General features: G+C 62.8%; 19 protein-coding genes. 7 read left to right on the top strand and 12 right to left on the bottom strand.

Going from position 1 to position 18,772, the window contains the following annotated elements:
• Positions 1-33: 33 nt before the first annotated feature.
• Positions 34-1,575, bottom strand: coding sequence for a phosphoenolpyruvate carboxykinase (locus CKW35_RS18910; protein WP_060518076.1), 1,542 nt, complete (start codon positions 1,573-1,575; stop codon positions 34-36).
• A gap of 179 nt (positions 1,576-1,754) precedes the next feature.
• Positions 1,755-2,654, bottom strand: coding sequence for an Hsp33 family molecular chaperone HslO (hslO, locus tag CKW35_RS18905; RefSeq protein WP_095116611.1), 900 nt, complete (start codon positions 2,652-2,654; stop codon positions 1,755-1,757).
• Between the two features lie 121 nt (positions 2,655-2,775).
• Here hslO and CKW35_RS18900 point away from each other — a divergent pair, with 121 nt between their 5' ends.
• Positions 2,776-3,570 carry a phosphatase PAP2 family protein gene (locus CKW35_RS18900; protein WP_016484411.1) on the top strand — a complete coding sequence of 265 codons (795 nt, stop codon included), beginning with the start codon at positions 2,776-2,778 and terminating at the stop codon, positions 3,568-3,570.
• A 114-nt stretch (positions 3,571-3,684) separates the two neighbouring features.
• On the opposite strand, the gene CKW35_RS18895 is transcribed toward CKW35_RS18900, so the two are convergent.
• The gene (locus CKW35_RS18895; RefSeq protein WP_095116609.1) at positions 3,685-4,086 is read right to left on the bottom strand and encodes an RNA-binding S4 domain-containing protein; all 402 of its coding nucleotides are present in this window, start codon (positions 4,084-4,086) and stop codon (positions 3,685-3,687) included.
• A gap of 109 nt (positions 4,087-4,195) precedes the next feature.
• Here CKW35_RS18895 and CKW35_RS18890 point away from each other — a divergent pair, with 109 nt between their 5' ends.
• Together CKW35_RS18890 and rimK are read left to right on the top strand one after the other, a co-directional pair.
• Positions 4,196-4,678: an ATP-dependent zinc protease gene (locus CKW35_RS18890; RefSeq protein WP_095116703.1), complete on the top strand. Its 483-nt coding sequence runs from the start codon at positions 4,196-4,198 to the stop codon at positions 4,676-4,678.
• Entirely contained in the window at positions 4,675-5,580 is a 906-nt protein-coding gene (gene rimK / locus CKW35_RS18885; protein WP_012316721.1) for a 30S ribosomal protein S6--L-glutamate ligase, read from the top strand. The genes CKW35_RS18890 and rimK overlap by 4 nt, the downstream gene beginning before the upstream one ends.
• 124 nt (positions 5,581-5,704) lie before the next feature.
• Here rimK and CKW35_RS18880 read toward each other — a convergent pair whose 3' ends face one another.
• Together CKW35_RS18880 and ompR are read right to left on the bottom strand one after the other, a co-directional pair.
• Positions 5,705-7,018, bottom strand: a complete 1,314-nt coding sequence (locus CKW35_RS18880) for an ATP-binding protein (RefSeq protein WP_016484408.1) — start codon at positions 7,016-7,018, stop codon at positions 5,705-5,707.
• A 13-nt stretch (positions 7,019-7,031) separates the two neighbouring features.
• Positions 7,032-7,772: a two-component system response regulator OmpR gene (gene ompR, locus CKW35_RS18875; protein WP_016484407.1), complete on the bottom strand. Its 741-nt coding sequence runs from the start codon at positions 7,770-7,772 to the stop codon at positions 7,032-7,034.
• Positions 7,773-7,989: 217 nt separating this feature from the next.
• Between ompR and CKW35_RS18870 the strand changes: the two genes are divergently transcribed.
• From CKW35_RS18870 to CKW35_RS18855, 4 genes are all read left to right on the top strand, one after another.
• Complete coding sequence (locus CKW35_RS18870; protein ID WP_095116607.1) at positions 7,990-10,314, top strand: Tex family protein; 2,325 nt, start codon at positions 7,990-7,992, stop codon at positions 10,312-10,314.
• The gene (locus CKW35_RS18865) at positions 10,314-10,697 is read left to right on the top strand and encodes a PaaI family thioesterase (RefSeq protein WP_016484405.1); all 384 of its coding nucleotides are present in this window, start codon (positions 10,314-10,316) and stop codon (positions 10,695-10,697) included. Before CKW35_RS18870 ends, CKW35_RS18865 begins: the two co-directional genes overlap by 1 nt.
• Positions 10,698-10,851: 154 nt before the next feature.
• Positions 10,852-12,429: a glutamate--cysteine ligase gene (gshA, locus tag CKW35_RS18860; protein ID WP_024717583.1), complete on the top strand. Its 1,578-nt coding sequence runs from the start codon at positions 10,852-10,854 to the stop codon at positions 12,427-12,429.
• Positions 12,429-13,061: a TetR/AcrR family transcriptional regulator gene (locus CKW35_RS18855; RefSeq protein WP_016484403.1), complete on the top strand. Its 633-nt coding sequence runs from the start codon at positions 12,429-12,431 to the stop codon at positions 13,059-13,061. The genes gshA and CKW35_RS18855 overlap by 1 nt, the downstream gene beginning before the upstream one ends.
• Positions 13,062-13,186: 125 nt before the next feature.
• Here the strand turns inward: CKW35_RS18855 and CKW35_RS18850 are convergent, their stop codons facing one another.
• From CKW35_RS18850 to CKW35_RS18820, 7 genes are all read right to left on the bottom strand, one after another.
• Positions 13,187-13,402 carry a molybdopterin-binding protein gene (locus tag CKW35_RS18850; protein WP_008095172.1) on the bottom strand — a complete coding sequence of 72 codons (216 nt, stop codon included), beginning with the start codon at positions 13,400-13,402 and terminating at the stop codon, positions 13,187-13,189.
• 44 nt (positions 13,403-13,446) lie between these two features.
• A complete protein-coding gene (ssuB, locus tag CKW35_RS18845; RefSeq protein ID WP_019096900.1) occupies positions 13,447-14,259 on the bottom strand; it encodes an aliphatic sulfonates ABC transporter ATP-binding protein in 813 nt (270 codons plus the stop codon).
• Positions 14,256-15,053, bottom strand: coding sequence for an aliphatic sulfonate ABC transporter permease SsuC (gene ssuC / locus CKW35_RS18840; RefSeq protein WP_016484401.1), 798 nt, complete (start codon positions 15,051-15,053; stop codon positions 14,256-14,258). Before ssuC ends, ssuB begins: the two co-directional genes overlap by 4 nt.
• A gap of 10 nt (positions 15,054-15,063) precedes the next feature.
• Positions 15,064-16,212 carry an FMNH2-dependent alkanesulfonate monooxygenase gene (gene ssuD, locus CKW35_RS18835; RefSeq protein WP_016484400.1) on the bottom strand — a complete coding sequence of 383 codons (1,149 nt, stop codon included), beginning with the start codon at positions 16,210-16,212 and terminating at the stop codon, positions 15,064-15,066.
• A 59-nt stretch (positions 16,213-16,271) separates the two neighbouring features.
• Positions 16,272-17,237 carry a sulfonate ABC transporter substrate-binding protein gene (locus CKW35_RS18830; protein WP_016484399.1) on the bottom strand — a complete coding sequence of 322 codons (966 nt, stop codon included), beginning with the start codon at positions 17,235-17,237 and terminating at the stop codon, positions 16,272-16,274.
• Between the two features lie 85 nt (positions 17,238-17,322).
• A complete protein-coding gene (gene ssuE, locus CKW35_RS18825) occupies positions 17,323-17,916 on the bottom strand; it encodes an NADPH-dependent FMN reductase (RefSeq protein WP_016484398.1) in 594 nt (197 codons plus the stop codon).
• 199 nt (positions 17,917-18,115) lie between these two features.
• Positions 18,116-18,754, bottom strand: a complete 639-nt coding sequence (locus CKW35_RS18820) for a peroxiredoxin (RefSeq protein WP_016497546.1) — start codon at positions 18,752-18,754, stop codon at positions 18,116-18,118.
• Positions 18,755-18,772: the final 18 nt, after the last annotated feature.

The raw sequence follows: 18,772 nt of genomic DNA, 5'->3' as shown, positions 1-18,772 counted from the left end.
AAAGGGCGGCCTTCTTGTCGCGCTGGGCTCAGCTTACAGCTGTGGGCCAGCAGCCTTGATGGCGTCGGAAACTTCGAACTTCTTGAAGTTTTCGATGAACAGCTTGGCCAGGCCTTTGGCGGCCTCGTCGTAGGCAGCTTTGTCAGCCCAGTTGGTGCGTGGGTTGAGCAGCTCGGTTTCAACACCTGGGACGACTTTTGGTACGTCCAGGTTGATGATGTCCAGGTGCTCGGTTTCGGCACCGACCAGCGCGCCGCTCTGGATTGCAGCGATCACCGCGCGGGTAGTCGGGATGCTGAAGCGCTTGCCAACACCGTAGCCACCGCCGGTCCAGCCGGTGTTTACCAGGTAAACCTTGGAGTTGAAGCCGTTGATACGCTTGATCAGCAGCTCGGCGTACTCGCCAGCCGGGCGCGGGAAGAACGGTGCGCCGAAGCAGGTGGAGAAGGTCGACTTGATGCCGCCGCCCGAACCCATTTCGGTAGAACCGACCAGCGCGGTGTAACCGGACAGGAAGTGGTAGGCCGCCTGCTCGTTGTTCAGGATCGAAACCGGAGGCAGAACACCGGTCAGGTCGCAGGTCAGGAAGATGACCGCATTAGGCTCGCCGCCCAGGTTCGCTTCGGAACGCTTGGCAACGTGCTCCAGCGGGTAGGCAGCACGGCTGTTCTGGGTCAGGCTGACGTCGGTGTAGTCGGCGTGCTTGTTGGCGTCGAGAACGACGTTTTCCAGCACTGCGCCGTGCTTGATGGCTTTCCAGATGACCGGCTCGTTCTTCTCGGACAGGTCGATGCACTTGGCGTAGCAGCCGCCTTCCATGTTGAAGACAACGCCTTCGCCCCAGCCGTGCTCGTCGTCACCGATCAGGTAACGGCTTTCGTCGGCCGACAGGGTGGTCTTGCCAGTGCCGGACAGGCCGAAGAACAGGGTCACATCGCCTTCTTCGCCGATGTTGGCCGCGCAGTGCATTGGCAGTACGTCGGCAGCCGGCAGCAGGAAGTTCTGCACCGAGAACATGGCTTTCTTCATTTCGCCGGCATAGCGCATGCCTGCGATCAGCACCTTCTTGGCGGCGAAGTTGATGATGACGCAGCCGTCGGAGTTGGTGCCATCACGCTCAGGCTCGCACACGAAGTTGGCAACGTTGAGCACCTGCCACTGGTCGCGGCCAGCCGGGTTGTACTGCTCCGGGTTGATGAACAGGCAACGGCCGAACAGGTTCTGCCAGGCGGTCTGGGTGGTCATCTTCACCGGCAGGTAGTGGTCGACGGCTGCCCCTACGTGAACGTAGGAAACGAAGTGATCCTGGGCGTTGTTGAACGCCTCGACGCGGTCCCACAGGGCGTCGAACTTGTCGGCCGGGAACTTGCGGTTGATCGGGCCCCAGGAAATAGCGTCCTGAGTGGAAGGTTCTTCGACGATGAAACGGTCAGCCGGCGAACGGCCAGTACGGTGACCAGTCTCCACGACCAGTGCGCCAGTATCGGCTAGTACGCCTTCACCGCGTTGCAGCGCTTCTTTTACCAGCTCATCGACGCTCAGGTCGGTGTACACGGTGTTGTTGGCTTGCGTCATGAGATACCCCATCCGGCCCGAGGCCGAGTGCTCCAAACGTTTTGTAGTTGTCTTGAAAAAACTACTACAGCGAAAAAAGTGGCCGGATTATGCCAGAAACGCCCAAAAAAAGTAGGCCCCTCCTGTCAGAACTGCGCTTTTGCGCAATTCGACAGGAGATTGTCCTGTGATTAAACGTTTCAGTGGCGAGTTTCTGAGGCCACGTCTGTGCCGCCACCGGCAAACAGTTGCGCCACATCGCTGGCATCGAAGAAATAGCGCTCGTTGCAGAACTGGCAATCGATCTCCACCTGGCCGCCGCACTCTTCCACCAATGCCTTGGCGTCCTGTTCGCCAAGGCTGACCAGCGCATTGCCGGAACGCTCGCGCGAACAGCTGCAATTGAAGCGCAACGGCTGGATGTCGAACAGGCGCACGGCATCTTCATGGTACAGGCGATGCAGCAACGTTTCGTTGTTTTCAGCCCACTCTTCAGGCTTGAGGGTCTTGGCCAGGGCCACCACGTGCTGCCAGCTGTCCTCACGCTCTTCATCATCCGGCTGGCGATCACGCGGCAGCTGCTGCAGCAGCAGACCGCGGGCCTTGCCGTTTTCGGCGTTGAGCCAGAAGCGCGTGTTCAGCTGCTGGGACTGGACGAAGTAGTTGGTGAAACATTCCGACAGGTTGGCGCCATCAAGGTCGACAGTACCCTGGTAGCGCTGGCCCTTGATCGGGTCGATGGTCAGGGTCAGGTGGCCGTCGGGCATCAGCTGCGACAGTGTGGCATCCGCCGGGATCTGGTCCGCTTCGTAGCGGGCCATGCCGCGGATTTCCCGGTCGCCGGAACATTCCACCATCAGCAGCGGAATCGGCCCAGCCGAGCGCGCCTGCAAAATCAGCAAGCCATCAAACTTCATCGCGCCCACCAGCAACGCGGTGGCGGCCATCAGCTCGCCGAGCAGCGCCTTGACCGGCTGAGGGTATTCGTGACGCGCCAACACTGCGGCATAGCTGTCATCGAGAGACACCCACTCGCCGCGCACATCGCGCTCGTCGAAGATGAAACGTTGGGTGAAATCGGTATCAGGCAAATCGCTCATAGGTTTCGGCTATCTAAAAAATGATGACAAAATGGTTACAAGGGTTGTCGAGAACCTGCGAGAACCCGTTACAGAGCGCTCACAAGGCGCTCCGATTTCCTGTTTGCAATAGAGGTATTTTATGGACAATCGACCACTGTTCCAAGCAAGGTGGTCCTGGGGGCCATTGGCAGCCTGTACGCTGCTTTCCGTCGCTCTACTGTGTTTCTGGTTATGGCCTTTTGGCCAGATCCTGTGCCTGACTTTCGACGAGTGGCTGTTCCGCAGCCTGAATGCGCCCTTGGCCGACAGCACCACCTGGCGCTACATCTGGACCGTCGGCAGCCTGCGCCCGTTCGACATCGTCGTCGGCCTGATCCTGCTGGCAGTGCTCATCCGTGGTGACTGGGTGTTCAAGGCAGCTCAGGTTCGCCAAGCGTTTTTCGGCTTTCTGGTCACGCTACTCCTCTTAGTGGTGATTCGCGCGCTGTTTTCCAAGTGGGTGGATGCAGCTGGCTGGCAGCACAAGAGCCCGTCGATGATGTTCGACGAGGTGGTGCACCTGAGTGACTACTACCCGAACCTGGAAGCCGCCTGGGAGCTCAAGGACCGTTCCAGCAAGAGTTTCCCGGGGGATCACGCCTCGGTACTGCTGATCTGGGCGCTGTTCATGAGCGTGTTCAGCCGCCGCCTGGTGCAGTACCTGGTGATCTGGGGGCTGGCGGTGCTGTTCATGCTGCCGCGCCTGGTAGCCGGCGCCCACTGGGGGCAGGATGACTACATCGGCGGGTTGCTGATGGCAGTGCTGGCGTTGGGCTGGAGCTATTACACGCCGCTGGCGGCCAAGGGCAGTGAGGCGTTGATGCGCTGGACTGCACCGTTGTTCAACCTGCTGGCCAGGTTACCGCTTGTCGGGCGGATGGCCGTGCTCCGCTAGACCCTTGGGGCTGCTACGCAGCCCTTTCCGACCGGTCCGGCGCCCCGGCATGGCCGCTCCCACAAAGCGCTGTGGGCGCTGGCTTGCCGGCGATGGGCCGCTAAGCGGCCCCGGCTATTCATAGCTCCCATGCAACTGGTGAATCTGCCGCCGCTGCTTCTTGGTTGGCCGCCCATCGGTAGTCACCCCCATGGCGCCCGCCTTGCGCATTTCGGCCGCCTGCTCACGGCGGCGCAGGCTTTCTTCGGTTTCCTCGTACAGCGTCTGCGCTTCTGGCGCCCCACGCCGCACCACCGACAACGCCTTCACCACCACGGTGCGCTCATCGAACCCGGTGCGCAGCACAAATTCGTCGCCCACTCGCGGCTCCTTGCCTGGCTTGCAACGCTCGCCCCGGCAATGCACCTTGCCGCTCTCGATCGCTGCCTTGGCCAGCGCCCGCGTCTTGTAGAAACGCGCCGCCCATAGACACTTGTCCAGGCGAACCTTGTCGTCGTCTTCGGCTTTTTGTGCCATCCCGTTACCTCGGATTCTGTCTTTCATCGAACTGTACTACCTTCACATACGGATGCAAAAAGTCCCCGCCATGCTTACAGTTCACCACCTCATTCGCAGGGTGCGCTTCGTGAAGACATTTGACCATTTGAAAGTGATCGGCCTGCGTGAATGGATAGCCCTGCCCGACCTTGGCGTGGCAGGGCTGCGCGCCAAGATCGACACTGGTGCAAGCACCTCCAGCCTGCACGCTACCGAGGTGGAACCGTTCGAGCGCGACGGCCAGCCCTGGGTCCGCTTCACGGCGCACCTGGGCTCTGTGGTGCAGTTGCGCCACCGCCGCTGCGAGGCGCCACTGGTGACCATGAAGACCATCAAGAGCTCCAACGGGCACGCCCAGACCCGCTACGTCATTCGCACGTCACTGGCGCTGGGCGATGGTGTGTGGGAGGTGGAGTTCACACTCGCCTGCCGCAAGAACATGCGTTACCGCCTGCTGCTCGGTTCCAAGGCCCTGATCCACGGCCAGCTGGTGGTCAACCCTGGCCTGAAGTACGTACAAGACAAACCGGCCTTCCCGGCCACCCTTCCCCCTGTCACAGGTGCTGCATGAAGATCGCTGTGCTGTCGCGCAATCCGCGTCTGTATTCCACCCGCCGCCTGGTCGAAGCCGGTACCCAGCGTGGCCACGAAATGGTGGTGATCGATACCCTGCGGGCCTACATGAACATTGCCAGCCACAAGCCGCAGATCCATTACCGCGGCAAGCCGCTGGAGGGCTTCGATGCCGTGATCCCGCGCATCGGCGCTTCCGTCACCTTTTACGGCTGCGCAGTGCTGCGCCAGTTCGAAATGATGGGCGTGTACCCGCTCAACGAATCGGTAGCCATTGCCCGTTCCCGCGACAAACTGCGCTCGCTGCAATTGCTGTCGCGTCGCGGAATCGGCCTGCCCATTACCGGCTTCGCCCATTCACCCGACGACATTCCCGACCTGATCCAGATGGTTAATGGCGCGCCGTTGGTAATCAAGGTGCTGGAGGGCACCCAGGGCATTGGCGTGGTGCTGTGCGAAACCACCCAGGCTGCCGAGTCGGTGATCGAGGCGTTCATGGGGCTCAAGCAGAACATCATGGTTCAGGAGTACATCAAGGAGGCTGGCGGGGCCGACATTCGCTGCTTCGTGGTGGGAGACAAGGTGATTGCCTCGATGAAGCGTCAGGCCAAGCCGGGCGAGTTCCGCTCCAACCTGCATCGGGGGGGCGTCGCCAGCCTGATAAAAATCACCCCTGAAGAGCGGATTACCGCGATCCGGGCGGCCAAGGTGATGGGTTTGAGCGTGGCGGGGGTGGATATCCTGCGGTCCAACCATGGGCCATTGGTGATGGAGGTGAACTCGTCGCCGGGGCTGGAGGGGATCGAGGTGACCACCGGCAAAAACGTGGCCGGGATGATCATCGAGCACCTGGAGAAGAACGGCGGGCCAAATCAGACCCGGACCAAAGGCAAGGGCTGATTCAAGCCTGTACCGGCCCTATCGCCGGCAAGCCAGCTCCCACAGGATTACCACAACCTCCAAGCTTGTAGATTACCTGTGGGAGCTGGCTTGCCGACGATAGGGCCGGTGCGGTCAACCAGATTCATACAGCATTACGCGGCAGCAACAGCCCCAGCGGCAACCGCACCCGCGCTTCGATCCCCCCGCCAGACCGATTACGCAGCTCCACATTCCCGCCATGCTGGGCGGCGATCCGCTTGACGATCGCCAGCCCCAGCCCGGTGCCCTTGCCGCCCCGTGCCCGATCCCCACGAATGAACGGATTGAAGATGGTCTCCAGCTCCGACTCGTCGATCCCGGTGCCACGGTCCAGCACGCTCAGCACCACGTACGGTGCGCTCTCGTCACCCGACACATAGGCCGCCACTTCGACCCCCTTGCCAGCATGGTGCAGGGCGTTGCCGATGAGGTTGCCCAACATGCGCTTGAGCGAAACGCGACGCAGCGGGAATGGCGGAATTGGCTCCAGGCACAGGCGCACACGTTCTTTCGGCTGGTTGTACGGCGCCACGACTTCACGCACAAGGTCAGCCAGGTCGACCTCTTCCACCGGCTCGTCACGGCCATCGCGGATGAAGGCCAGGAACTGATCGAGGATCGCATCCATGTCCTCGATATCGCGAACCATGTCGTCACTCAGGTCGCTGTCGCTGTTCAGCAATGACAACGACAGGCGCAGACGCGTCAACGGTGTGCGCAGGTCGTGGGAAACCCCGGCCAGCATCAGCTCGCGCTCGCGCCCGGCTTGTTCGACATCTTCGGCCATCTGGTTGAAGGCCTTGTATACCTCGGTCATCTCGCTGGGCGTGTCGCTGATCGGCAGACGCACACTGCGCCCCTGGCCCAGCTGACGAGCGGCGAACACCAGGCGCTTGAGCGGCTGGTTCAACTGGCGCACGAAGATCCAGGCCGACGCGGTGGACAACAGGCCGATGGCCAGGAACCAACCCAGCACGTTCCAGATCTTCTGCCCACGCAGCGGGTGTGGGTACAGTGGCACTTTCAGCCAGCCAGGGCCCAGGCTTGGCGCATTGACCCACAACGCCGGTGGCGCATGGATGCGCAGCCGCACCTCGGTGTCTTCGCCCAGCTCCGCCTGCATCTGCCGTTGGTAGATTTCACTGTAGGGCCAGTGCTGCTCACCCTCGGGCACACCCGACCCGGTCACGCGGATGAGGCCCGCCGCTTCGGCAATCCTGTCGCGGTTTTCTTCGTCGGCAGCCCAATAGGCGCGCAAGGTCAACGCCACTCCGTGGCTGTACTGACGGTCGACCAGCACGTCCTCGTTCATCAGCAGGTAGACCAGGGTCAAAGCCTTGCTGAACAGGACGACGATCAACACCAGCCACAGGGTGCGGGCGAAGAAACTCTGCGGAAACCAGAGCGGTGTTTTCATGGACGACGCAGCATCATTTGCCCGCGTTTCCGTCTGGCACGAACACGTAGCCCACGCCCCAGACGGTCTGGATGTAACGCGGCTTGGACGGGTCCGGCTCGATCATGCGGCGCAGGCGCGAAATCTGCACGTCGATGGAACGCTCCAGTGCATCCCACTCCCGACCACGGGCCAGGTTCATCAGCTTGTCGCGGGTCAGCGGCTCGCGGGCGTGCATCACCAGGGCCTTGAGCACGGCGAACTCGCCGGTGGTGAGCATGTGCACTTCGTCGCCACGCTTGAGTTCGCGGGTGGCCAGCGACAGCTCGTAGTCGCCGAAGGTGACCGATTCGTCCTCACTGCCCGGTGCACCCGGCACGGCGGGGGCCTGACGGCGCAACACAGCCTTGACGCGGGCCATCAGCTCATCCGGGTTGAACGGCTTGCCCAGGTAGTCGTCAGCGCCCAGTTCCAGGCCCTTGATACGGCTCAGCTCGTCGCCCTTGGCGGTGAGCATGATGATCGGGATCTGGTTGTTCTGCTGGCGCAGGCGCTTGCACGCAGACAGGCCATCCTCGCCCGGCAGCATCAGGTCGAGCACCACCAGGTTGAACACCTCGCGCTGCAGCAGGCGGTCCATCTGCTCGGTGTTGGGCACCGCGCGGGCACGGTAGCCCTTGCTGGTGAAGAAACGTTCCAGCAGGCTGCTGAGCCCCGGATCGTCGTCGACGATGAGAATCTTGTCACCTTCAGCGGTGTTTGCGGTGCCGGTCATGAATAACTCCTCTGATATCGCCGCGCATTATGGCGTAGCCATTGCTGCACGTTGCGTGAGCATTGTTAGCAGATTTTTCCCCCGGCGCCAGTTCCAGCTGGCTGGGCGCCATCACCGCAAGCCGTTTGCGATGGGTATAATGCGCGGCTTTCATCCAGCGCCGCCGGGATAAAAGCCCACAGGCGACCCCCGTATTCACAAATGTCAGGTGGTTTACATGGACAGCATCAACAGCCGTATCGCCGAGGAACTGGGCGTACGCCCCCAGCAGGTCGAGGCGGCCGTGGGCCTGTTGGACGAAGGCTCGACCGTGCCCTTCATCGCCCGTTACCGCAAGGAAGTGACCGGTAGCCTGGACGACACCCAGCTGCGCCATCTGGAAGAGCGCCTGCGCTACCTGCGCGAACTCGACGACCGTCGCGCCAGCATCCTGTCCAGCATCGAGGAACAGGGCAAGCTGACCCCTGAACTGGCCCGCGAAATCAAGCTGGCCGACACCAAGACCCGCCTCGAAGACCTGTACCTGCCGTACAAGCAAAAGCGCCGCACCAAGGGCCAGATCGCCCTGGAAGCCGGCCTCGGCGAGCTGGCGGACGGCCTGTTCAACGATCCGGGCCTTGTGCCAGAGAGCGAAGCCGCACGCTTCGTCAACGCCGAAAAGGGCGTGGCCGACGTCAAGGCCGCGCTGGAGGGCGCCAAGTACATCCTGATGGAGCGCTTTGCCGAGGACGCCGCCCTGCTCGACAAGCTGCGCAATTTCCTCAAGCAGGAGGCCGTGCTCAGCGCCCGCGTGGTAGCCGGCAAGGAGGAAGAGGGCGCCAAGTTCCGCGACTACTTCGCCCACGACGAACTGCTGCGCAACGCACCGTCGCACCGTGCCCTGGCAATCTTCCGCGGGCGCAACGAAGGTGTGTTGAGCGCCTCGCTGAAAGTGGGCGAAGAACTGCCTGGCACCCTGCACCCGTGCGAAGTGATGATCGGCCACCACGTCGGCGTCGAAAACCGCGGCCGCCCGGCCGACAAATGGCTGGGCGAGGTGGTGCGCTGGACCTGGAAGGTCAAGCTGTACACCCACCTGGAAACCGACCTGTTCGGCGAACTGCGCGACAACGCCGAAGGCGAGGCAATCAACGTGTTCGCCCACAACCTGCACGACCTGCTGCTGGCCGCCCCGGCCGGCCCGCGCGCCACCCTGGGCTTCGACCCGGGCCTGCGCACCGGTTGCAAGATCGCCGTGGTCGACGCCACCGGCAAGCTGCTGGACTACACCACGGTGTATCCGCACGCGCCGAAGAATGACTGGGACCGCACCCTATCCATCATGGCTGCACTGTGCGCCAAGCACTCGGTGGAGCTGATCGCCATCGGCAACGGCACCGCCAGCCGCGAAAGCGACAAGCTGGTGGCAGAGCTGGTGAAAAAATACCCAGCGCTGAAAATCACCAAGATCATGGTTTCCGAAGCCGGCGCTTCGGTGTACTCGGCATCGGAACTGGCCGCCCGCGAGTTCCCGGACCTGGACGTGTCGATCCGTGGCGCCGTTTCGATTGCCCGCCGCCTGCAGGACCCGCTGGCGGAGCTTGTGAAGATCGACCCGAAATCCATCGGTGTCGGCCAGTACCAGCACGACGTGTCCCAGCTGAAACTGGCGCGTGGCCTGGACGCCGTGGTCGAGGACTGCGTGAACGCCGTGGGCGTGGACGTGAACACCGCCTCGGTGGCGCTGCTGACCCGTATCTCCGGCCTTAACGCCACGCTGGCGCAGAACATCGTCGCCCATCGCGATGCCAACGGCCCGTTCGCCACCCGTGCAGCCCTGAAAAAGGTCAGCCGCCTGGGTGAAAAAACCTTCGAACAAGCCGCCGGCTTCCTGCGTGTGATGAACGGCGACAACCCACTGGACGCCTCCGCAGTGCACCCAGAGGCCTATCCGCTGGTGCAGCGCATCGCCGCCGATACCGACCGCGACATCCGCTCGCTGATCGGCGACAGCAGCTTCCTCAAGCGCCTGGACCCGAAGAAGTTCACCGACGAGTCCTTCGGCCTGCCGACCGTCACCGATATCCTGCAAGAGCTGGACAAGCCTGGCCGCGACCCACGGCCCGAGTTCAAGACCGCCACCTTCCAGGACGGCGTCGAAGACCTCAAGGACCTCGAACCCGGCATGATCCTGGAGGGTGTGGTGACCAACGTCACCAACTTTGGCGCCTTCGTCGACATCGGCGTGCACCAGGACGGCCTGGTGCACATCTCGGCGCTGTCGGAGAAGTTCATCAAAGACCCGCGTGAAGCGGTCAAGGCCGGCGACGTGGTCAAGGTCAAGGTCATGGAAGTGGATATCCCGCGCAAGCGTGTCGGCCTGTCCATGCGCATGAGCGACACCCCAGGCGAAAAAGTCGAAGGCAACCGCGGTGGCAACCGTGGCAATGGCGGCAACCGCCAGCAGCCGGCCCAACGCCCGCGTGAAACCGCCACCGCCGCGCCGGCCAACAATGCCATGGCCTCCCTGTTCGCCAACGCCAAGCAGTTGAAGAAGAAGTGATGGACGTACCCCGCGAATACGTCGAAAGCGCCTTCAGCCAGCTGCTGGGCTGCCGCCTGCAACGCCTGGACACGGGTGTTGCAGAGGTGGCCCTGCCGCTGGAGCCGCACTTGCGCAACCGTGGCCAGAAGCTGCACGGCGGGGCGATCTTCAGCCTGGTGGACATCGCCATGGGCCTGGCCTGCTCGGCCAGCCATGGCTTTGACCAGCAAAGCGTCACCATCGAGTGCAAGATCAACTACATGCGCGCCGTCAGCGATGGCGAAGTGCTGTGTACCGCCCGTGTGCTGCACGCCGGGCGGCGAACCCTGGTGGTCGACGCCGACGTAGTCCAGGGCGACAAGCTGGTGGCAAAAGCGCAAGGAACCTTCGCGGTTCTCTAGCTCACCAAGCAGTATCTGCGGTATTTTCAGCAGTGCGCTGGCACTGCTGGAACCCGCGTAAACCAGGCGACAACGCCAGTTCCTTTCTTCCTACCCTTGTAGACCGTTATCTCTACCCCCATATTGGGGCGACTGACGCGTGAAGGAATACATCTTGAGCGAACTCCTCAACCGCCGCCTGAGCCTGCTCGGCGCCAATCTTCCCCTGCTCAAGCAGTGCCTGCACGGTATTGAGCGCGAATGCCTGCGCGTGACCGATGAAGGTCGCCTGGCCCAGACCCCGCACCCGGAAGCACTGGGATCGGCGCTGACCAACGAGCAGATCACCACCGATTATTCCGAGTCGTTGCTGGAGTTCATCACCCCTGCGCTGGCCGACCCGGCCAAGGTGCTCGAAAGCCTCGAAGAGACCCACCGTTTCGTCTACAGCAAGCTGGGCGACGAATACCTGTGGAGCCCTTCGATGCCGTGCACGCTGCCGGCCGAGGAGGACATCCCGATCGCCGAGTACGGCAACTCGAACATCGGCAAGCTCAAGCACGTGTACCGCAAGGGCCTGGCCCTGCGCTACGGCCGCACCATGCAGTGCATTGCCGGCATACATTACAACTTCTCGCTGCCCGAAGCCCTGTGGCCACTACTGCGCGAAGCCGAAGGCAGCACGCTAGACGACCGCGACTACCAGTCGTCGGCCTACATCGCGCTGATCCGCAACTTCCGCCGCTACAGCTGGCTGCTGATGTACCTGTTCGGCGCCTCGCCGGCGCTGGACAAAGGCTTCCTGCGTGGCCGCCCGCACCAGCTCGAAGAGCTGGACGCCGAAACCCTGTTCCTGCCCTATGCCACCAGCCTGCGCATGAGCGACCTGGGCTACCAGAGCAACGCCCAGGCCGGCCTCACGCCTTGCTACAACAACCTGGCCAGCTACACCGACAGCCTGCGCAAGGCCGTGGGCACGCCCTACCCGCCTTATGTTGAGGTCGGTACGCACGTGGACGGCGAATGGGTGCAGCTGAACACCAACATTCTGCAGATCGAGAACGAGTACTACTCGAACATCCGCCCCAAGCGCGTTACCTACACCGGCGAGCGGCCGATACAGGCCCTGACTTCGCGTGGCGTGCAGTACGTGGAAGTGCGTTGCCTGGACATCAACCCGTTCCTGCCGGTAGGTATCGACCTGACCGAGGCACGCTTCCTCGACGCGTTCCTGCTGTTCTGCGCCCTGGAAGACAGCCCTCAGCTGGATAACGGCGAGTGCGGCCAGTGCACCGACAACTTCCTGACCGTGGTCAAGGAAGGTCGCCGCCCGGGCCTGGAGCTGCACCGCAATGGCCAGCCGATCAGCCTGAAAGGCTGGGCCGGCGAGCTGATCGAGCGCATCCGCCAATTGGCCAACCTGCTCGACCAGGCGCAAGGCTCTGATGAGCACGCCAAGGCCCTGGATGCCCAGCAGGCCAAGGTCGACGATGCCTCGCTTACCCCGTCGGCCCAGGTGCTGGCACGCATGACCGAGCATGACGAAAGCTTCGTCCAGTTCTCGCTGCGCCAAAGCCGTGTGCACGCCGAGGCTTTCCGCGAGCAACCTCTGAGCAATGACAAGCAGCAGGCATTCGAAACGCTGGCCCGCGAATCGCTGGCCAAGCAGTCCGAGCTGGAACAAGACGAAGTCGGTGACTTCGACCTGTTCGTCGGCGCCTACCAGGCCAGCATCCTGGCAATCAGCAACTGATGAACCGCACCGCCACCCCGCGCAAGCCGCGCGCCAGCAGCCAGGCCAGGATCGAGGCGATCCTGGCGGCTGCGCGTGAGCTGCTGGCCGAACAAGGGGTGGCGGCACTTTCCATCTACAGCGTGGCTGAGCGGGCACAGATTCCGCCGTCGTCGGTGTATCACTTTTTCGCCAGCGTGCCGGCCTTGCTGGAAGCGCTGACGGCCGATGTGCACCGGGCGTTTCGCGAAGCGCTGGGCGCAGCGATCGACAGCAGCGCGTTCAGCACCTGGCACGAACTGTCACGGCTGATCGAAGAGCGCATGCTTGATATCTACAACGAGGATGCGGCGGCGCGGCAGCTGATTCTGGCGCAGCATGGCCTGAGCGAGGTGGTGCAGGCCGATCGGCAGCACGACATGGAACTGGGCGACTTGATGCACAAGTTGTTCGACCAGCATTTTCACCTGCCGGTGATGCCGCTGGATGTGGATGTGTTTGCGCTGGCCATGGAGCTGAGTGACCGGGTGTATGCGCGGTCGGTGCAGCTGCATGAGGCGATCACACCGCGCATGGCCGAAGAAGGCAAGCGGGTGTTCGAGGCGTATCTGGGGTTATACCTGCCGCCGTTTCTGGCCAAGCGTTCCAGCTGAAGTTATTGGGGCCGCGTTGCGGCCCATTCGCGGCACAAGGCCGCTCCTACAGGAGATCGCATTCCCGTGTAGGAGCGGCCTTGTGTCGCGATAGGGCTGCCAAGCAGCCCCAATATCGAGCAGCATCACAGCTTGGCGATAGACACTTCAGTCGATTTCACAAAGGCAATCACTTCGCTGCCAACCTGCAGCTCCAGCTCCTTTACCGAGCGGGTGGTGATGACCGAAGTGACGATACCCGAAGCAGTCTGCACGTCGATTTCCGACAGTACCGGGCCTTCGAGGATCTCTTTCACGGTGCCTTTGAACTGGTTGCGGACGTTGATGGCTTTGATGGTCATGATGTCATTCCTTCTCTATGGCTTCAGTCTGGTGAGTGAGTCATTCAGTGTGCCCAGCGCAGCTGCGTGGGCAGAGGGGCTACAGGATCCGGCTCGGGCGCAGTGCCCGGGGCCGACAGAACACGGTTGAGCACTTCGCTTTCCAGCGCGGCCAGGCGGTGCGAACCACGCGCGCGGGGCCGTGCCAGGTCGACGGTGAGGTCGAGCCCGACCTCGCCGTCCTCGATCAGGATCACCCGGTCAGCCACGGCTACCGCCTCGCTGACATCGTGAGTGACCAGCAGCACGGTGAAGCCGTGCTGACGCCACAGGCGTTCTATCAGTTGCTGCATCTCGATACGGGTCAATGCATCCAGCGCACCCAGCGGCTCGTCCAGCAGCAGCAGGCGTGGCTGGTGGATCAGCGCCCGCGCCAGGGCCACGCGCTGTTTTTGGCCACCCGACAGGGCTGCCGGCCATTCATTGGCGCGGTCGGCCAGGCCAACCGCCTCCAGCGCTTCCAGCGCACGTGGGCGCCAGTCACCCGACAGGCCCAGGCCAACGTTGTCGATCACCTTCTTCCACGGCAGCAAGCGTGCGTCCTGGAACATCAGGCGGGTTTCTTCGCGGGCCTCTTCCAGCGGCGCAGCGCCGGCCAGCAACTGCCCGGCCGTAGGCTGGTCGAGCCCGGCCAGCAGCCGCAGCAGGGTGCTTTTGCCGCAGCCGCTGCGGCCGACGATGGCAACGAACTGCCCCGCCGGAATGTGCAGGTCGATGCCCTTCAATACTTCGCGCTGGCCAAAGGTCTTGCGCAGGCCGTTGGAGGCCAGCGGGATGCCACGCAACAGGCGTGGCGGCTGTTCCTTGAGCACGGTCATGCGCCCTCCTTCTTGGCCACTTGATAGGCCGGGTGCCAGCGCAGCCACACACGTTCCAGGCCGCGAGCGGCGAGGTCGGCGAGTTTGCCAAGCACGGCATACAGGACGATGGCCAGTACCACCACGTCGGTCTGCAAGAACTCCCGGGCGTTCATCGCCAGGTAACCGATGCCGGCGTTCGCCGAAATGGTCTCGGCCACGATCAGGGTCAGCCACATGAAGCCCAGTGCGAAACGCACGCCCACCAGGATCGATGGCAGTGCACCCGGCAAGATCACCTGGCGGAACAGGCCGAAGCCGGACAAGCCATAGCTGCGCGCCATTTCTACCAGCGCCGGGTCGACATTGCGGATACCGTGGTAAGTGTTCAGGTAAATCGGGAACAGCGTGCCCAGCGCGACCAGGAAGATCTTTGCCGACTCGTCGATACCGAACCACAGGATCACCAGCGGGATCAGCGCCAGGTGCGGCACGTTGCGGATCATCTGCACCGAGCTGTCGAGCAGGCGTTCGCCCCAGTTCGACAGGCCAGTGATAAAGCCCAGCACCAGGCCGATGCTGCCGCCGATGGCGAAGCCCAGGCCGGCACGCCAGCCACTGATGGCCAGGTGTGTCCAGATATCGCCGCTGCGCACCAGCTCGACGCCGGCGCTGACGACAGCGCTAGGTGCCGGCAGGATGCGCGTCGACAGCCAGCCAGCGCTGACCGCCAGTTGCCAGACTGCCAGCAGCAGCACCGGCAGTGCCCACGGCGCCAGGCGCTGGGTCAGGGTGGAGGAAGTTGCACGACTCATGGCCCGGCCCTCAGCTCTGTGACACGGACTTGGGCAGGATGTCGTTGGCCACCATCTCGCCGAACGGGCTTACGTAGCCACCGGTTTTGGGTTGCTCCGGGCGCTGTACATCAAGGTGCGGGAAGAGCAGTTCGGCAACCCGATACGACTCTTCCAGGTGTGGATAACCCGAGAAGATGAAGGTATCGATCCCCAGGTCGGCATATTCCTTCACCCGCGCCGCGACAGTCGGGCCATCGCCTACCAGTGCGGTGCCGGCACCGCCACGTACCAGGCCAACGCCTGCCCACAGGTTGGGGCTGACTTCCAGGTTGTCACGGTTGCCGCCATGCAGGGCAGCCATGCGCTGCTGGCCCACCGAGTCGAAGCGCGCCAGCGAGGCCTGGGCACGGGCGATGGTGTCATCATCCAGGTGCGAAATCAGGCGGTCGGCGGCGGCCCACGCTTCTTCGTTGGTTTCGCGCACGATCACGTGCAGGCGGATACCGAAGCGTACTTCACGGCCTTGAGCAGCGGCTTTTTCGCGCACCTGGGCGATCTTTTCGGCAACGGCTGACGGTGGCTCGCCCCAGGTCAGGTACAACTCGACCTGTTCGGCGGCCAGGTCTTGGGCGGCCTCGGACGAACCGCCGAAATACAGCGGCGGGCGTGGTTGCTGAATCGGCGGGTAGAGCAGCTTGGCGCCCTTCACCTGGATGTGCTTGCCGTCGTAATCGACGTTTTCGCCTTCCAGCACCTTGCGCCAGATACGGGTGAACTCGACCGAGGCTTCGTAGCGCTCCTGGTGGTTCAGGTGCAGGCCATCACCGGCCAGCTCATCCGGGTCGCCACCGGTCACCAGGTTGAACAGCGCACGGCCATTGGACAGGCGGTCCAACGTTGCAGCCTGACGTGCTGCCACGGTCGGCGAAATGATGCCTGGGCGCAGGGCAACCAGGAATTTCAGATGCTGGGTCACAGGAATCAGCGACGCTGCCACCAGCCACGAGTCCTCGCAGGAGCGCCCGGTAGGGATCAGCACCCCACCAAAACCAAGGCGGTCGGCGGCCTGCGCGATCTGCTGCAGGTAACCGTGGTCGACCGCACGCGCGCCGTCGGAAGTGCCCAGGTACTTGCCGTCACCGTGGGTCGGGAGGAACCAGAAAATGTTAAGGCTCATTGGAGTTGTCTCCTCAAGGGTGGCTCAGCCAGGGCGGCGCCCCGGCACGGGCGAATCAATCAAGGCGCGCTAGCGACCTTGGCCGGGGGTGTCCAGATCACGTCCTTGATGCTCAGCGGCTTGGGTATGAGCTTGAGCGCCTGGAAGGTGTCGGCGATTTTCTGTTGCGCGGCCACTACCTCGGGGGTCAGCGGTGCAGCACCGTAGCCTTGGCGCTTGACCGAGGTCAGGGTGATGTCTGCGGGCAGGCCGAGCAGCGGTGCGACCTGATCGGTCACTTCCTGCGGGTTGGCCTGGGACCACTCGCCCACCGCGCGCACTTCTTCGACCAAGGTGTTGATCACCGTCGGGTGCTGGGTCGCATAGTTGCGGGTGGCCAGGTAGAACTGGTGGTTGTCGACCAGGCCCTTGCCATCACGCAGGGTGCGCGCCTGCAACTGTTGTTCGGCGGCGGCCTGGTACGGGTCCCAGATCACCCAGGCATCGACGCTGCCACGCTCGAATGCGGCGCGGGCATCGGCCGGGGGCAGGTAGACCGGCTGGATATCGCTGTACGTGAGGCCGGCGTCTTCCAGTGCACGGACCAGCAGGTAGTGCACGTTGGAGCCTTTGTTGAGGGCGACTTTCTTGCCCTTGAGTTCCTTGACCGACTGGATTGGCGACCCCTTGGGCACCAGGATCGCCTCGCTGTGCGGCGCGGGCGGCTCGTAGGCCACGTAGAGCAGATCAGCGCCGGCGGCCTGGGCAAATACGGGTGGGGTCTCGCCGGTAACACCAAAGTCGATGGAGCCGACGTTCAGCCCTTCAAGCAGCTGCGGGCCGCCGGGGAATTCGGTCCACTGCACCTGCACGCCTTGCTCGGCCAGGCGCTTCTCCAGCGTGCCCTTGGCCTTGAGCAGCACCAGGGTGCCGTATTTCTGGTAACCGATACGCAGGCTTTCGGCCTGGGCTTGGGTAATGGCGCCGAAGGACACAGCCGCCGCAAACAGGGCGACCAGACCACGACGCAAGAAGACTGTGCGCATGGCGCTCTCCTGTGCGAATGAGGTTCGGGTTGCACCTGCTTGCCTCGTTGTCGGGCCAGTAAGGTGGTGAAGCGGGTAGTGCCGTTCAAATGCTCCAGCGGGCGCTGATCAGGCGTTCGTTCAGCACACCGGGGGCCACGGGGCGTGGCCGACGGGCCAAGGCAACGTGGAAGGTTTCAAGCGAGTCGTGCAGGCGCTCTTCCAGCGCTTGTACCAACTGCGCGGGCTTGGTGCCTTCTGCGTAAGCCACCTGGCTGTCGTCGGCGAAGATCCCTTGCAGGGTCTCTTGCGCCTTGAGTGCCGACAGCACTGGCTTCAATGCGTAATCCACCGCCAGCATGTGGGCGATGCTGCCGCCAGTGGCGATTGGCAACACGATCTTGTGGGCCAGGGCGCGTTCGGGCAGCAGGTCGAGCAAAGTTTTAAGGGCACCGGCAAACGAAGCCTTGTACACCGGGGTGGAAACGATCAGGCCATCGGCCTGGGCTACCAGCTGCTGGAAGTGCTGCACATGCGGGCTGTCGAAGCGGGCGTGCAGCAGGTCTTCGGCGGGGAAGTCACGTACCTGGAACGTCACCACCTCGACGCCACGGTCCTGTAGCCACTGGCGTGAACGCTCTAGCAGCACGCCGGAGCGTGAACGGAGACTTGGGCTACCACCGATTGAGACAACCAGCATTGCTGAGCTTCCTTGTGTTCTGTTGGAGGTGACATTAACAGCTGCTACATATATCTAGAAATCATATTTTTTCATTTGTTTATTCCATTATTGTCTTTGCTCGCGACGCGGCCCACACATTCTGCGCAGGCATAAAAAAGGGCCGTCGAAACGGCCCGAAAATCCCTGCTTGGCTAAGAGCAATGCAACGAGGAATCCATTAACGGTTTGGCTGAGGGGTCAGGCGCAGATAGGGTTTGACCGCCCGATATCCTTTGGGGAAGCGCTGCTTGATCTCTTCCTCATCTTTGAGCGAAGGCACGATCACCACCTCATCGCCGTCCTGCCAGTTACCGGGTGTGGCGACTTTGTGGTTGTCGGTCAGCTGCAGCGAGTCGATCACCCGCAGGATCTCATTGAAGTTGCGCCCGGTACTGGCCGGATAAGTGATGGTCAGGCGCACCTTTTTGTTCGGGTCGATGACGAACAGCGAGCGCACAGTCAGGGTGTCACTGGCGTTCGGGTGAATCAGGTCGTACAGGTCGGACACCTTGCGGTCGGCATCGGCAATGATCGGGAAGTTGACCACCGTGTTCTGGGTTTCGTTGATGTCCTCGATCCACTTATGGTGCGAGTCGACCGGGTCTACCGACAGGGCGATGGCCTTGACCCCGCGCTTGGCGAAGTCGTCCTTGAGTTTGGCGGTCAGGCCCAGCTCGGTGGTGCACACCGGGGTGAAGTCGGCCGGATGGGAGAACAACACCCCCCAGCTGTTGCCCAGCCACTCGTGGAAGCGAATTTTGCCTTCGCTGGAATCCTGTTCGAAATCGGGGGCGATATCGCCGAGTTTAAGGCTCATGGGCTGCGGCTCCTTGGC

This window comes from Pseudomonas sp. Irchel 3F3 (genome assembly GCF_900187545.1).
GTDB classification, from domain to species: Bacteria; Pseudomonadota; Gammaproteobacteria; order Pseudomonadales; family Pseudomonadaceae; genus Aquipseudomonas; species Aquipseudomonas fortuita.
This window is presented reverse-complemented; position numbering and strand designations above follow the sequence as displayed.

Bases quoted from the DNA above. Each gene is read 5' to 3' on its own strand.
- CKW35_RS18910 (WP_060518076.1), bottom strand. From the start codon at position 1,575: ATGACGCAAGCCAACAACACCGTGTACACCGACCTGAGCGTCGATGAG.
- hslO (WP_095116611.1), bottom strand. From the start codon at position 2,654: ATGAGCGATTTGCCTGATACCGATTTCACCCAACGTTTCATCTTCGAC.
- CKW35_RS18900 (WP_016484411.1), top strand. From the start codon at position 2,776: ATGGACAATCGACCACTGTTCCAAGCAAGGTGGTCCTGGGGGCCATTG.
- CKW35_RS18895 (WP_095116609.1), bottom strand. From the start codon at position 4,086: ATGGCACAAAAAGCCGAAGACGACGACAAGGTTCGCCTGGACAAGTGT.
- rimK (WP_012316721.1), top strand. From the start codon at position 4,675: ATGAAGATCGCTGTGCTGTCGCGCAATCCGCGTCTGTATTCCACCCGC.
- CKW35_RS18880 (WP_016484408.1), bottom strand. From the start codon at position 7,018: ATGAAAACACCGCTCTGGTTTCCGCAGAGTTTCTTCGCCCGCACCCTG.
- ompR (WP_016484407.1), bottom strand. From the start codon at position 7,772: ATGACCGGCACCGCAAACACCGCTGAAGGTGACAAGATTCTCATCGTC.
- CKW35_RS18870 (WP_095116607.1), top strand. From the start codon at position 7,990: ATGGACAGCATCAACAGCCGTATCGCCGAGGAACTGGGCGTACGCCCC.
- CKW35_RS18865 (WP_016484405.1), top strand. From the start codon at position 10,314: ATGGACGTACCCCGCGAATACGTCGAAAGCGCCTTCAGCCAGCTGCTG.
- CKW35_RS18855 (WP_016484403.1), top strand. From the start codon at position 12,429: ATGAACCGCACCGCCACCCCGCGCAAGCCGCGCGCCAGCAGCCAGGCC.
- CKW35_RS18850 (WP_008095172.1), bottom strand. From the start codon at position 13,402: ATGACCATCAAAGCCATCAACGTCCGCAACCAGTTCAAAGGCACCGTG.
- ssuB (WP_019096900.1), bottom strand. From the start codon at position 14,259: ATGACCGTGCTCAAGGAACAGCCGCCACGCCTGTTGCGTGGCATCCCG.
- ssuC (WP_016484401.1), bottom strand. From the start codon at position 15,053: ATGAGTCGTGCAACTTCCTCCACCCTGACCCAGCGCCTGGCGCCGTGG.
- ssuD (WP_016484400.1), bottom strand. From the start codon at position 16,212: ATGAGCCTTAACATTTTCTGGTTCCTCCCGACCCACGGTGACGGCAAG.
- CKW35_RS18830 (WP_016484399.1), bottom strand. From the start codon at position 17,237: ATGCGCACAGTCTTCTTGCGTCGTGGTCTGGTCGCCCTGTTTGCGGCG.
- ssuE (WP_016484398.1), bottom strand. From the start codon at position 17,916: ATGCTGGTTGTCTCAATCGGTGGTAGCCCAAGTCTCCGTTCACGCTCC.
- CKW35_RS18820 (WP_016497546.1), bottom strand. From the start codon at position 18,754: ATGAGCCTTAAACTCGGCGATATCGCCCCCGATTTCGAACAGGATTCC.